Source organism: Rhodospirillales bacterium, from assembly GCA_028824295.1.
Taxonomy (GTDB): Bacteria; Pseudomonadota; Alphaproteobacteria; order TMED109; family TMED109; genus VXPW01.
Genome location: JAPPED010000017.1, coordinates 1 through 14,150 on the forward strand (window position 1 = coordinate 1; position 14,150 = coordinate 14,150).

Sequence of the window (14,150 nt, forward strand, 5' to 3'; positions counted from 1 at the left end):
GCCGTCCAATGCGCTCGCGAAAACGTCGTCCGGAACCGGGTAGCGCGCTGGGTGGACGTGGTCGAAGTCGACGGTTACGACGCGATTTCCAGCGTCTTCGACGTCGTGGCCGCCAACCTTTTTGCCGACCCGCTTCGGGCGATGGCGCCGGCACTGGCCCGCAGCCTGTCGGCGAGGGGTTACGCCGCGCTGTCCGGCCTGCTCGTACGCCAGCGGTTGCCGGTGCTGCGAGCCCACGTGGATCAGGGCTTGACCGTACGGCGTACCGTGCGGCGCGACGACTGGCTTACGTTCCTCCTGGCTCGTTCCAGCGCCGCTCGCTGACTTCGAGGCCGCCGGCCTCGCCCGAGGTCTCCGCCCGCTCCGGCACCAATGACGGGGCTTCGTCTCCAAACGCCAGCGCCAGCAACAGATTGATCTGGTAACGGGGAATGAGCAGGATCCGGTTGGGACGCCGCTCAAGCACGGTGTAGTAGGCGTATCCGGTGACCAACAGGTCACCGACCCGCAGCACCGCCAGCGGATCCCCGTTGAGACGATCGCGAAAGGTAAGCACGATGTCGGGCCGCTCGAGCCCGTATTCCACCAGTCGCCGGTCCGGCTTGATCGCGCGGTCGGCCAACATCCTTGCCGTAATCTCAAACTGCTCGGTGATCTGCGCCACATCCGGCTTGTCCGGCCTATCGCCGCTGTGGTCATGCGTGTGCCCGTCGACACCATGGTCATGAGCGTGGCTCACCTGAAACCAGCTTCCGTCCGGGTTCCGTTCAAAGTCGACGTGCCGGCTCTTCCAGGCCACAGTAACGGAACCGATGTCCGGCTCTCCGAACGCGAATACCGGGAACCTGCCCTCGGGCAGGTCGTCCAGTCCCTCCGGCCCGTGATCGTGCCCTTCGTGCGGCTGGGGCGGGGTTCGTTCCGTCTGCACGAGCGCTACGACCGCAACCAGCAGCAGCACCCAGACGAGAAAGGTTCGGCGGCTAAAGTTCGGTCGCTTCACCGCCGCCGCCACCAGATGACGGTACCGGCGAGAGCCAGCAGGGCCGGCCACAGGACCACCGCGAAGAAGAACGTCCCCTTCATCTCCCGGTTGGTCATGTTGATCTCGGGAAGATCATAGGTCCGGGGCTCGAGACCGATCAGATTTTCCTGCTCTGCCAGGTAGTTGACAATGTTCAGAAAGAGATTTCCGTTGCCCAGCAGATGGAAAAAGGAATTCTGCGCGAAGTCGGCGTCGCCTGCGACCACAATTCGCGATCGCAACGCGTCCGTCTCTTCAGTTTCATCGCCCAGACGCCGCGACGAGATCGCAACCAGCGTGAGCGGACCGGTTTGCTCTTCCGGATCTCGCTCGGCCCTGACCTGGTCGGTCTCCGCCCAGGAGGTCGGCGATGAATTCACCGCAGGAATGACCGCTGTTCCGGGAACCCTCTCGGACGTCGGCGCGAACGGCCGCACCCCTGGGTAGAAGGTCAGCGCCAGATCCCGAGTAATCTTGTGGTGATTGTAGGTCGTCACCGTTGGCGTTGAGACATCCGCCCAAAAGTACCTGGCATCGTCGATCACGATCGCGTCCATGGGGACGATGCCCCAGTCACGGACCAACGGCTCCAAACCGGTATCGACGAACGGGTCAAGCATGAAGAACGCGTTGTTTCCTTCCTCCAACCACGTGCGTATCGCCTCGACCTCACCCTGCAGCAACGCCGTCTTGGGACCCGCGACCACGAGAACCGAACAAGGTTCGAGGGACTCCGTAGCGCCTGCGAGGGTCACCTTGACGACCTCGTAATTGATCGTCTCCAGGGCGTTTCGCGCTTTCGCCATCCCGTGCCTCTCGTGCAGGACGAACTTGGCCCCGAGGCCGTGCGAATGACCCGGTGCCCCCTCCTGGTGATCGTGCGATTCGAGGCTGAAGGGATCGGCCTCCACATGGCCGTCCAGGAAGCAGATCCTCTGCTTGACGCCAAGCGACACCCGAAGAACGCCGTTGGCAATGTCGGTTTCCGTCGGACCGTGTACGAAGTGCCGCCGCCCCTCGCTCTCGAGCACCGCCGTGCCGGCAAACTGCACGCCTGCCCGCCGCGCCGCGGCCGGATTGAGGTTCGGATTGTGGAACTCGATCGTGACCTGCGGCGCAGCGTCGGCGAACAGTTCGTAGAGCTCCACTGTAGTACGCAGGGCGGAGTCGTAGAAAAACGTAATGTGCACTGGCGCGGGCAACCGCGAAAGCATGTCAACGGTTTGTTGGGACAGCGAATGAGAACCCTGCGTTGTAAGGTCGAAACGCAGGGGGACGCGTGACGCGAAAGCCCCGATGACCACCAGAACCGCACACGCGCCCACCGCAAACAGGGCGATTTCGCCACGGCGTCGCGTCATTCCGGCGCGCAGCCGGATCCTGAGGAAATAGCCGCCAACGACCGCGAGCGACAGCCCCCCCAGCCCGAGCAACACGCTCCCGGGGTTCCACTCGTTGGCAATCAGTCGGACGGCAACGGACCCGATGAGTGCCGCCACAGCGACCAGCAGCACCAGACCCGCGTGAAAGGGCCTCACCTCAGCGTCTCCACTCCAGAGCGCAGACGTTCAATATCAGCGCACCGGCCGCAAAGAGCACGAACAGCGCCAGCGACTCGAACCTGGCCAGTCCCTCGATGAACTCACCGAAGTGCCAGGCGAAGGAGACGTAGAGAAAAAGCTCTCGCAGGAATTGCACGGTCTGAAACGACTGCAAATGCCCGACAAACCAAAAGCCCAAGAGAATCGAAACAGTCACCAACGCGGCCACGATTTGATTCTCGGTCAAGGACGAGCAGAGCTGCCCGATTGCCAGGCAAGCGCTGCCCAGCAGCAGGAAACCCAGATAACCCGAGAAAATCGTGCTGGTTTCGGGCGCTCCAAACAGGTACAGCGGTACTAGGTCAAGCACTGTGCCCAACGCCATTAGGCCGAGCATCGTGAGCGCCCCGAGGTACTTTCCCAAGACCACCTGCCACGGTGCTAGCGGCAGCGTAGCCAAGAGCTCGTAGGTGCCCGCGCTGTACTCGGTCGCAAACAAGCGCATCGACACCACGGGCAACAGAATCACTGCCAGCAGACCCATGTTCTGGAACGTTTCCCGCATGGTCGCGAGACCGGAAACGAACAGGTTGTACGAAAAGAAATATCCTGTCCCGAGCAGGAACACCGCCAAGACGAAATACGCGATCGGCGACCGGAAGTAGAGTTTGATCTCCTTGCCGTAGACCGCAAACACTCCGTTCATGCCGCCCCCTCGACGTAGTGCAGGAACACGTCCTCCAGCGACGGGTCGTGCCGCTGCAGTCCCAGCAGGTCCCAGTCGCTGGTCACCACCCTTGCGATAGCCGCCTCAACGTTGCCGCTTGAGTCGACTGCACAGTTGACCGTGTACGGGTCCTGTCGATCGTCCACGTCGACCCGGATCACGCCGCTGATATCGAACAGCCGCTCCTTGAGGTCGGATAGTTCACAAGCTGCCACCTGCAACTCAACCCGGTTGGCTCGTCCCACTGCCGTCGCCAATCCCGCCGGAGAATCGATGGCGAGCAGCTGACCGTGGTGCAGGATGGCGATCCGGTCGCAGAGCAAAGTCACCTCCGGCAAGATATGGGTACTCAGCAGGACGGAATGGTCGTGGCCGAATGAACGGATGACTTCGCGGGTTTCCGAAATCTGCCCGGGGTCCAGTCCCGACGTTGGTTCATCGAGGAGCAGGACCTCAGGTTGTCCGAGCAGGGCCTGGGCCAAGCCGAGTCGCTGGCGATACCCCTTCGATAACTTGTAGACCTCGCTTCGGGCAACCGCTTCGAGGCGGCAGGCGGAAATGACGCGATCAAGCTGGCTGGCGGTGTCGGCACGACGCACCCGCTTGGCGCGGGCCACAAAGTGCAGGTAGCCCAGGACGTCGAAACTCTCGTAGAGCGCGGGACGCTCCGGCGCGTACCCGACCGCGGCCGCGCTTTCCGTGGGCGAACTGATCACGTCGTGGCCGGCAACGGTCACCTGACCTGAGGTCGGCGCGAGGTAGCCGGCGATCATCCGGAGGGTGGTGGTCTTGCCGGCGCCGTTCGGCCCCAAGAATCCGACGATCTCGCCCTGGCCCACGTGAAACGAAACACGGTCAACGACCGTTCGTTCACCATAGGTCTTGGTCAGACTATGAAGTTCGACTGGATGGGACACGGGGAATCAAGGAAGCCGATGGCCCGGCGCTGGACCACGGGGACCAATGCCGGAACAAAAAAGAAGAGGCCCTCCCCACGGATGGGGAGAGCCTCTCTCGATGGAAGATCGCTGGACGTCAGTCGTACCAGTTCTCGCCCATGCTGTCGTACTGTTTGATGGAGTGACCGAACCAGAGCTGGCCGTTCTGGATGTCGGCCATCATCTTCAACCGGTTCACGGAGTCGAAGTAGTCCAGGATGCTGTAGTTCAGACCAGCCGGGTGCCCTTCAAGGTTCTCTTCCATCCAGATAGCGTCCTGGGAGAGAACGACCGTACCGGTGTTGGCCAACTCAAGCCGGACGGACTGATGGCCCAGTGTGTGACCCGGCGTGCTTAGGACCATGACCGTACCGTCGCCGAACAGATCCATGTCACCGTCGATGGCGTGGTAGTTGAACTCGCGGGCCTCGTCATAGTCGCCAACCACGTGGGCACCGCTCGGGCGCTGGAACTTCTCAGGCCACCAAGCCTGGTAGAGCTCACGCTTCTGAATCACGTGAATCGCGTCCGGGAACATCTCGATGTTGCCGATGTGGTCAAGGTGCGAGTGCGAGGTAATGACGACCTTCACGTCGCTCGTGCTGTACCCAAGCTTCTCAAGCTGCTGGTCGATGACATCGCCTCGGGTCTGGCTCGGCAGCAGGAAATCGCAGTTCCCCTGGGCCCAATGCGAGGCGCAGTTGCCGTCGGAGATCGCCACGTTATTCCCGGTGTCGTATACCACCAGTCCCTTGGGATGATCGATCACCCACATGTTGATGGGGATCAAAATGTCGCGGGCTTCCGGATACGTCGGAATCAAACCCTGAATATTGAATGGACCGAACTTGCCGCTAGCAGTCCAATAGACTTTCACGGATCCGTGCGCGTCTGCCAAAGCACTGCCTGCCGCAAAACCGCACACTGCCAAGACGGCCAACGCCGAAGCGAATCGCCTCATAGAACATCTCCCTCAGTGGGCCGCCGGCATCTGCGCCCGCCAGACGCAGCCTAAGCGGCCTGCGTCCACCGATCACAGAACTAGATTCCTGCGCCCGGAGGTCGCATCATCAAAGGCAGGCGGATATCTGTCAAGCGGGCCTTCGACGACCGCCACCGCCCGAGCTGCCAAATCGGGTCGCCGGTGTCGGGATGGCGCTCCCTGCGTGCGAAGCTACACGCACCAGGCAGCGAGTCCATCAGACGTTCAGTGCTCCGGCGGCACTGATGCCTTCATCCGTCAACAACCCTTGCACCATGGCACACAACTCGGGGAGATCCGCCTCCCGGTAGGTCTCGCATCGGGTAACCACGGCCGCCTCCGTGTTGGAAGCACGGAGCAACCACCACCCTTGCTCGGTACAGACCCGTACGCCATCCAGGGTGTTTGGCGAGATCCCGCGACGAGTCACTGCATCGCAGACCGAGCGGACGACTTCGAACTTCCGGGTGTCCGGGCACGGGATGCGAATCTCCGGCGTGCTGAACGTGCGCGGCAGCTCCGCGCAACGTTGCGCCAAGGTCGGTCCGTGACTCAACGCGCGAAGAAGCCGAACCGCAGCGTAAAGCGCGTCGTCATAGCCGGGATGCTCGTCAGCGAAAAAGATGTGGCCCGAAAGTTCACCGGCGAAGAGCGCCTCTCCGCTCTGTACTCGCGCCCGCATATGTGCATGGCCGGTTGGCCCGAGACGCGGCCGCCCTCCGAGTTTCGAGATGTGACGAAACACCGTTTCGCTGGTCTTGACATCCGCCAACACGGCAGCTCCCGGCGAATCGGTCAGGACGTCCACGGCAAAAACGCAGAGCAAATGGTCCGGCGACACGACCTGGCCTGCGCCGTCTACGACACCAAGTCGGTCCCCATCCCCATCGAAGGCCACGCCCAGATCGAGACGTTTGGCCAGTACTGTGGCCGCGAGCTCAGACAAGTTCTCGGGTTTCGACGGGTCAGGATGGTGCGCCGGGAATCGGCCGTCGACGGCGCCGTTCAAGATGTGATGTTCGCCAGGAAGGAGAGCCGTAAGGTGCTGGAGGAGCGCGCCCGCTGCGCCGTTTCCCGCGTCCCATGCCACCCGGAGCGGGCGCCCCTTGCCTGCAAGCCCGTCCGCTAGGGACGCCGCGTACGCCGCCCGGATTCCAAGGTCTTCTACCGCGCTGCGCCACGGGTTGCGAGGAAGCCGCGCAGGTTGGGTCAGCGCCCGGATCGAATCACCGAAGAACGGTGCTCCGCCGAGCGATAGCTTGAAACCGTTGTGTTCCGGCGGATTGTGCGATCCGGTAACCACGACGGACCCGTCGGCAGCCAGACGATGATCGGCAAAATGCACCATGGGCGTCGGGCCGACCCCGATCCGCATCACGTGAGCGCCAACTTCACGGAGTCCCTTGACGAGTGCGCTCTCAAGTGCGGGCGACGTCAGCCGACCGTCACGACCCACCACGATTCGGCACGACGTTCGCTCAGCCAAGACACGGATTCCAAACGCCTGACCGAGCGCCCGCGCGTCCGCGCACCCCAGGGTCTCGCCGACGATTCCGCGGATGTCATAGGCTCTCAGGATCGACGGATGAAACCGGTGGCGCATTGCGATGGCCTGGCGCTTCATGAGCCTGCGGCTCGACGACGTGTCGCTTCACCCGTCGCGCCTGGACCATCGATCAAGTAGGCTTCGACGTAATCGCTCCCCATCAGTTGCGCCAGGTCACGCCTGTTCCCCGTCCATCCCTGACAGGAGCGCGCGGACCGAAGTAGCCACGACTTCACTGAGCGACGGATCCGCAAGTGTCACGGCCACACCCGCTGCAACCATCCCGGCGGGATTCCCGCAGTCAAATCGCCGTCCTTCGAACCGTACCGCGTGGACCGGCGTGGTCCCGATCACAGCAGCGATCGCGTCGGTCAGCTGCAACTCGCCACCGGCGCCGGGCGCCAACATCGGCAGCGCTGCACACACTTCGGGAGAGAGCACGTAGCGGCCGACTACTGCCAGTTGGGACGGCTCCATTCCCGGTACCGGTTTCTCGACGAGACCCTGCACCTCCACCACGGTGCCGTCATCGACGCCGGGTGCGACCACCCCGAACTTCCGGAGTTCCTCCCGAGGAAGGCTGGTCACGGCCAGCACCGTGCCGCCCAGTTGGTCGTGGACGTCCAGCAGCTGACGCAGACACGGCGCACAACCCAGAATGAGATCATCCGGCAGGATCACGGCATACGGACCTGGTCCAAACGCCTGGGTCGCGCAGCCAACGGCGTGGCCGAGTCCAAGCGGCTCCGCCTGCTCGACGGCGGTCAGCCGTTTGCCAAGGGTCGCCAGCATCCGGACCTCAGCGTGCGCTTGGGAACGTCCCCGCGCCGCCAGAGCCGCCTCGAGTTCCTGGTCGCGCTCGAAGTGCCGCAACGCCAGATCCCGTCCTGGAGCCGCTACCAGCACCACTCGTTCGATCCCGGAATCGAGCGCCTCCTGGACGGCGTACTGAACCAGTGGTCGCCCGGCCACCGGCAGCATTTCCTTGGGCACTGCCTTGGTCGCCGGAAGAAAACGTGTACCGAGCCCTGCGATCGGAAGGATGGCGGTCCTGACGGAACCAGGGGCACTGGCTAACCGTGACACCTGGCGACATCCTGAATGTGTACTTCGGCGCGCCTCTCGCCTCGCCAGGTCGAAACCTGCACGTGGCCGGCGATGTCCAGTGGCCGACCTCGCAATAAGGCGTTGCCAACCGGAGTTCCCTCGCTCCGGAACGCGATCGCCTTCACCCGGCCACGGGTCTCATCGGCGAGGAGACAGCTGACGTGCCCGGAACCCACGATGCGGGCGTGAACAGGAAAAACCCTCGGAAAGGCGAAGCATGGCCACGGATTGCCGACCCCGAACGGTCCGGCCCGTTCCAGCTCCGTTCCCAACGCAACGTTGGCGCCGGACACCGCCAGGACGCCGTCAAGCAGCAGGTCACCCTCGGCGGGACTCGGCTGCCGGGCCTGCGCTATCTCGTCATTGAGAAAGGTGACCAGAGCTCCCAGGCAGCCGCTGCTCCCGGTGAAGCCGGCCGCCATGGGATGGCCTCCCCCTTTCTCCAATAAGCCCGCTCGCCGAGCCCGGATCACGGGCGTGCCAATGTCGATGTTGTCGAGCGAGCGAGCCGAACCCCTTAGCTGATCTCGCTCACGGACGCACACAACCGCAGGCCGCCGAAACCGATTCACCAGGCGACTTGCGACGATCCCGATGACTCCGGCATGCCATCCCTCGCCGACGACGATCACCACCGGACCCGCATCGGAACCGAGCGCTTCGGCCTGAGCCACGGCCTCGTCGTACGCTTGCGCCTCCAGCGACTGACGGCGCCGGTTCAGGTCCTCAAGCAGGCCAGCCACGCGAACTGCTTCTTCCGGGTCGTCAGTTTCGAGAACGCGCAAGCCCAGCGCCGGATCGCCGACCCTGCCGGCGGCATTGATCCGGGGGCCGTACACGAAACTGAAGTGCGATGCCTGCGGGGGCTCCTCCAGGCGGGCAGCGGCGGCAATGGCACGGAGACCGGGATTGCCGCCGCACGCGAGGATCTCGATGCCACGGCGAACCAGGTCCCGGTTCGCGCCCGTCAACGGGGCGAGATCGCAGACGGTACCGAGCGCCGCCAAGTCGAGGAACGACTCCGGCTCCGGCAGGAGGCGGTCCCGCACGCCACGGCGAACCAGTTCCCGGTGCAGGCGGTCGATCAGCAGCCAGGTGAGACCGCTCGACGTCAGCATCCCCAGTCCGCTCGTGTCGTCACCGCGATTGGGATTCACAATGGCCGCCGCTGGCGGCAGCTCGGCTTCAGCAACGTGATGGTCAACCACAATGACCGGGATCCGTTGATCCGCCGCATGCCGCAGCGGAGCGAACGCGGTGATGCCGCAGTCAACGGTTACGACCAGCTCCGCTCGGGCCGCCCGGAAGCGGTCGATCGCGGCTACGCTGGGACCGTATCCCTCCGCGACCCGATCCGGAATGTGCGTGACGGTTGTCACCCCCGCTGCCCGCAAGTAGCGGACGAGCTGGGCGGTGGACGCCGCGCCGTCAGCGTCGTAGTCGCCGAGAATCCCGACGCGCCGCCGCTGCGTCACGGCGTCCGCCAGAAAGGCCGCCGCACGATCCAGATCGAGTACCGAACCCACGCCCGGCGGGTGCGGCATGCCCGCCAGACGCAGCCAGCCATTTGCTTCGTCCGGCGCGACGCCGCGGCCGACTAGGAGGCGGGCCAATCCATCGGATACCCCCGTCGCCCGGACGACCGCCGCCACCGCCTGTTCGTCGGCGGCGCGGTAGCGCCAAATTCTCCCTGAGAGGGACCGCCCGGGTGCTGCGGGTCCTGCATTCACGCCGGCACCGGGTAGGTGGCCTGACGTCGTTCCCAGCGACCATCGGAAGCGTAGACACGGCTGTCGCACGCGACGAAGTTGGCTGCCTGCCGCGGGCCCTGCACGAGCGGCCCGTCGGTGACCCCGGTAACGATCAGGACCGTGCCCGCGGAGGCAAGTTCCGATCGGTCGTACACCCGGTCAAAGTCGCGGATACCGACCCGAGCCGCGCGAGCGCGCTCGCTGTCGTCGCGAAATACAAGCCGGCCCAGCATCGCCCCGCCCGTGCAGGCCAACGCCGCCGCCGCCAACACCCCCTCCGGCGCGCCCCCGACCCCCATGTAGACGTCAACGGGCGAAGCGGAGTCGGCTACCTGAATGATTGCCGCCACGTCCCCATCGCTGATCAGTCGCAAGCGAGCTCCGGTCTCCCGAACCGCGTAGACGAGATCGGCATGACGATCCCGGCGCAAGACGCAGACGGTCACATCTTCAACTTTGCAGCCCTTGGCCTCGGCAATGCGTTCCAGATTGTCAGCCGGAGAATCGTCGAGCCGGATGAGGCCTTCCGGATAGCCGGGGCCAACCGCAAGCTTTTCCATGTACACATCCGGAGCGTGCAGCAGACTTCCGCGTGCCCCCGCAGCGAGGACTGCCAACGCACCGGGCGCGTCGGTAGCGCAGATGGTCGTGCCTTCCAGCGGATCGACCGCGATGTCGAGCTCCGGCCCTGTCCCGGCCCCGACGGCTTCACCGACATAGAGCATGGGGGCAGAATCGCGTTCTCCCTCGCCAATGACGACGGTTCCCGACATCGGCACGGACTGGAGTTGCCGCCGCATCGCATCCACTGCGGCCTGGTCCGCCGCTTTCTCGTCGCCACGGCCTCGCCACGCCGCCGCCGCCATGGCCGCTGCCTCGGTCGCCCGAAGAAGATCATCCAGGAGCCCGTGCATGACGCCTGGGGCCGAAGGAGTCACGCAGCGCCCCGCGCGGTCCGAACGCCAACGTCCGAGCGATCCAGAAATTGTCGAATGTTGCGGCAGGCCTGCCGGATGCGCTGTTCGTTTTCCACCAGGCTGATCCGGACCCAGCCCTCCCCGCCCAGACCGAAGCCCGCACCCGGTGACACCGCGACCCGGGCCTCCGCCAGCAGCTCCTTTGCGAAAGCGAGGCTGCCTGCACCCTGGAATGCCGTCGGCAGCCGCGCCCACACGAACATCGTCGCGACCGGCGGATCGACATCCCAACCGGCGCGCTGCAATCCGCCCACCAACGTGTCTCGGCGGCGGCGGTAGATTGCGCGGACCGAATCGACGTATTCCTGAGGGCCATTGAGCGCTGCGGTCGCTGCCACCTGAATCGGCGTGAAGGCGCCGTAGTCCAAGTAGGACTTGATTCGAGTCAACGTGGCGACAAGGTGCGGGTTGCCGGCAGCGAACCCGATTCTCCAGCCAGGCATCGAGTAGGTCTTGCTCAGCGAGGTGAACTCGACTGCAAGCTCCTTGGCACCCGGCACTTGCAGGATTGACGGCGGCGGTGGATCATCAAAGTAAATCTCAGCGTAGGCGAGATCGGACAGGATCCAGACTTCGTGTCGCCGACAGAGGTCCACGATGGCCTCCAAGACCTCAAGCCCCACCACTGTGGCCGTCGGATTCGCAGGAAAGTTCACCGTGACCGCCTTGACTCGGCCGGCGCCAGCCTCCAGCGCCTTCGCCAGCTCGGTAACGAAGTTGCGACCGGGCCCGACGGGCACGCCGCGGATGCCAGCCCCCGCCAGCACGAACCCGTACGGATGAATTGGATAGCTGGGATCGGGGACCAGGACGAGATCCCCAGGCTCGGTGATCGCGGTGGCCAAGTGGGCAAAACCTTCCTTGGATCCCAATGCCACGATTACCTCGCGCTCGGGATCCAGCGTGACGTCGAACCGACGCTGGTAATAGCCCGCTACCGCTCGCCGGAGACCGCGGATACCGCGCGAGGCGGAATAACGGTGCACGCGCGGATTCCGAACCGTCTCGATGAGCTTCTCGACAACATGATCCGGGGGTGCGAGATCGGGATTGCCCATCCCAAGATCGATGACGTCCTCGCCGGCCGCCCGCGCAGCGTCTTTCATCGCGTTCACCTCGGCGAACACGTACGGAGGCAGCGCCTGGATTCGCTCGAACTCGCGCGGGGAGGGAATTTGCTTCATCGGCCAGTCGTTCCGGTCAGGCCGCCCGATCTTCGAGCCGGTCCGAGATTGTGCACGAGGCTTCGCGCCCCGCCCAATCGTTGATGGCCGACCTTGCAGCACACCATGGCACAGACAACCCGGGAACGATTCTCGGTTCGGTTACGGCGCCAAGGTACCAGCTAACAGACCAATGTCTTCCGACAGGCCCAGCATCACGTTGGCGTTTTGCATGGCCTGCCCAGCGGCTCCCTTGAGCAGGTTGTCCAGTGCGCAAATAAGCACTGCCTGGCCGCCACGGCCGGCTGCCACGCCGATGTGTGCCTGATTGGACCCTCGCACCTCTCGCGTCGCGGGAACAACCCCCGGCGGCAGGACCTGCACAAAGGCCTCGGCAGCGTACGCGGCCTCCAGGCACGCCTGCAGATCCGTGACGGCCACGTCGGGGCACGGATTGACGTAGATGGTCGTCAGAATACCGCGATTCATCGGCACAAGGTGCGGAACGAACGTGACCTTGACGTCGGCGCCGGCAACGCCCGACAACTCCTGCTCGATCTCCGGCGTGTGGCGGTGCCCGCCAAGTCCGTAGGCTCGAATGCCTTCGGAGACTTCGGCGAACAGCAGGTCTTCCCGCAGTGCCCGTCCAGCTCCCGAAACCCCCGACTTGGAGTCAATCACGATGGGCTCGAGTTGGATCAGGTCGGCCGACAAGAGGGGAAGCAGGGGCAGGAGCGCTGACGTCGGGTAGCAGCCCGGACAGGCCACCAGCGAGGCGGACCCGATCGCCGCACGGGCGTGCTCGGTCAGACCGTAAACGGCGTCACGCTGCAATTCCGGCGCCAGATGGGGAGTGCCGTACCACTCGGCGTAGCTCGCGAGATCACGGAGCCTGAAGTCCGCAGAAGTATCAACCACGCGAACCGAGGGAACGAGGCGCGCAGCGGTCTCCTGAGTCGTGCTGTGGGGAAGGCAGCAAAACACCAGCGCACACCCGGAGCCATCGAACTCGTCGACGTCAACAAATGGCGGCAGGTTCAGGCCACTCAGCCGGGGGAAAAGTGTCTCCGGAGGGACCCCGGCCTGGCGCTTTGCCCCAAGGGCCGCGATCTCCAGTCGGGGATGCCCGAGCGCCAGCCGGAGCAATTCCGCGCCAACGTACCCGCTGGCTCCCAAGATCGCGACGGGGAACCGATCAGTCATGTGCTAAGGCCCGGCGCGTCCGCGCCACGTCAACAGTAAGGTCAGCAGCCGGCCGCGCAAGCCGGAGCGGATCAGCGCTTGGAGAACTGGAAGCTTCGGCGCGCCTTCGGGCGCCCGTACTTCTTTCGTTCCACTCGACGAGCATCCCGGGTCAGCAGTCCGTGCGCACGAAGCTTGGGGCCGAGCGCTGGCTCGCGTGCGGCGAGGGCTCGGCTGATACCGTGCCGGATTGCCCCTGCCTGCCCTGAAGTTCCGCCACCGCGGACCGTGCAGACGACGTCGACTTCGTCCTGACGCTCGGACACCTGAAGCGGCAGTCGCAACAGCGCCAGATGCCCCGCCCGTGGAAAGTACTCTTGCTGGGGTTTGCCGTTAACCGTGATCCGTCCCTTGCCCGCCATCACCCAGACACGTGCCACGGAGCTCTTGCGCCGACCTGTGCCGTAACTCCGCGCTTTGGCGGCAGGTGCCGCCGGACCAGAGCCGACCACCGGGGCGGAAGTTAGCGTGTCAGTCATTGGAAGATTGCCGTAGGTTCTTCGAATTCAGCGCCGCCAGATCGACCGGCACCGGCTGCTGGGCCGCATGCGGATGGTCCGGACCAGCGTACACGTGCAGCTTGCGCAATTGTTCCCGACCCAGCGGACCCTTCGGGATCATCCGACGCACCGCGAGTTCGATGACCTGTTCGGGGCGCCCGCCTGCGAGCAGGTCCCCGTAGCGCCGCGACCGAATGCCGCCCGGATATCCGGTGTGCCAGTAGTGCAGCTTGTCACGGGATTTAACGCCGGTCAGCGCCACCTTCTCCGCGTTGACCACGACGATGTTGTCGCCGCAGTCCAAATGCGGCGTGTACATCGCCTTGTGCTTTCCGCGGAGCCGATTGGCGATGAGACTGGCCAGCCGTCCAAGGACAACTCCTTCGGCATCGATCAGATGCCAAGCACGCTTAATCTCCGCCGGGCGGGCGGTATATGTACGCATGGAAGGTCCTAGGGGAACGTGCAGTGCGGTGCAACTAGCTTGGCTGCACCGCCACAACGCCGCAACCGGGCGCCTATGTCTAGCCCCGGCCAAGGCCGCTGTCAACGCAGGCCGAAGGAGCGGCACCCGTCCAGGAAACGCCACAAGAGTGGTAGCGGGGGAGGGACTTGAACCCCCGACACGCGGATTATGATTCCGCTGCTCTAACCA

The 14,150-nt window shown here is 64.5% G+C and carries 14 protein-coding genes; 1 reads left to right on the plus strand and 13 read right to left on the minus strand.

Annotated elements, in window-relative coordinates:
* A partial coding sequence (locus tag OXH60_07945) for a 50S ribosomal protein L11 methyltransferase (GenBank protein ID MDE0712051.1) occupies positions 1-324 on the plus strand: 324 nt, incomplete at its 5' end.
* On the opposite strand, the gene OXH60_07950 is transcribed toward OXH60_07945, so the two are convergent.
* The 13 genes from OXH60_07950 to rplM form a co-directional block, all read right to left on the minus strand.
* Positions 287-1,000 (minus strand): hypothetical protein, encoded by a 714-nt coding sequence (locus OXH60_07950; GenBank protein ID MDE0712052.1) that lies wholly within the window; start codon positions 998-1,000, stop codon positions 287-289. The genes OXH60_07945 and OXH60_07950 overlap by 38 nt on opposite strands.
* On the minus strand, positions 997-2,559 hold the full coding sequence (locus OXH60_07955) for a GldG family protein (protein MDE0712053.1): 1,563 nt from the start codon (positions 2,557-2,559) through the stop codon (positions 997-999). The genes OXH60_07950 and OXH60_07955 overlap by 4 nt, the downstream gene beginning before the upstream one ends.
* Before the next feature lies 1 nt (position 2,560).
* Entirely contained in the window at positions 2,561-3,268 is a 708-nt protein-coding gene (locus OXH60_07960) for an ABC transporter permease (GenBank protein ID MDE0712054.1), read from the minus strand.
* Positions 3,265-4,206, minus strand: a complete 942-nt coding sequence (locus OXH60_07965; protein MDE0712055.1) for an ABC transporter ATP-binding protein — start codon at positions 4,204-4,206, stop codon at positions 3,265-3,267. Before OXH60_07965 ends, OXH60_07960 begins: the two co-directional genes overlap by 4 nt.
* 118 nt (positions 4,207-4,324) lie before the next feature.
* Positions 4,325-5,188, minus strand: a complete 864-nt coding sequence (locus OXH60_07970) for an N-acyl homoserine lactonase family protein (GenBank protein ID MDE0712056.1) — start codon at positions 5,186-5,188, stop codon at positions 4,325-4,327.
* Between the two features lie 238 nt (positions 5,189-5,426).
* Positions 5,427-6,833, minus strand: coding sequence for a phosphomannomutase/phosphoglucomutase (locus tag OXH60_07975; protein MDE0712057.1), 1,407 nt, complete (start codon positions 6,831-6,833; stop codon positions 5,427-5,429).
* Positions 6,834-6,929: 96 nt separating this feature from the next.
* Positions 6,930-7,841 (minus strand): UTP--glucose-1-phosphate uridylyltransferase, encoded by a 912-nt coding sequence (locus OXH60_07980; GenBank protein ID MDE0712058.1) that lies wholly within the window; start codon positions 7,839-7,841, stop codon positions 6,930-6,932.
* A complete protein-coding gene (gene recJ / locus OXH60_07985; protein MDE0712059.1) occupies positions 7,829-9,592 on the minus strand; it encodes a single-stranded-DNA-specific exonuclease RecJ in 1,764 nt (587 codons plus the stop codon). The genes OXH60_07980 and recJ overlap by 13 nt, the downstream gene beginning before the upstream one ends.
* The gene (glpX, locus tag OXH60_07990) at positions 9,589-10,551 is read right to left on the minus strand and encodes a class II fructose-bisphosphatase (GenBank protein ID MDE0712060.1); all 963 of its coding nucleotides are present in this window, start codon (positions 10,549-10,551) and stop codon (positions 9,589-9,591) included. The genes recJ and glpX overlap by 4 nt, the downstream gene beginning before the upstream one ends.
* Positions 10,548-11,774 (minus strand): aminotransferase class I/II-fold pyridoxal phosphate-dependent enzyme, encoded by a 1,227-nt coding sequence (locus tag OXH60_07995; protein MDE0712061.1) that lies wholly within the window; start codon positions 11,772-11,774, stop codon positions 10,548-10,550. The genes glpX and OXH60_07995 overlap by 4 nt, the downstream gene beginning before the upstream one ends.
* Positions 11,775-11,915: 141 nt before the next feature.
* Positions 11,916-12,956, minus strand: coding sequence for an N-acetyl-gamma-glutamyl-phosphate reductase (argC, locus tag OXH60_08000; protein MDE0712062.1), 1,041 nt, complete (start codon positions 12,954-12,956; stop codon positions 11,916-11,918).
* Between the two features lie 71 nt (positions 12,957-13,027).
* Positions 13,028-13,474 (minus strand): 30S ribosomal protein S9, encoded by a 447-nt coding sequence (rpsI, locus tag OXH60_08005; GenBank protein MDE0712063.1) that lies wholly within the window; start codon positions 13,472-13,474, stop codon positions 13,028-13,030.
* Entirely contained in the window at positions 13,467-13,940 is a 474-nt protein-coding gene (gene rplM / locus OXH60_08010; protein MDE0712064.1) for a 50S ribosomal protein L13, read from the minus strand. The genes rpsI and rplM overlap by 8 nt, the downstream gene beginning before the upstream one ends.
* Positions 13,941-14,150 lie beyond the last annotated feature (210 nt).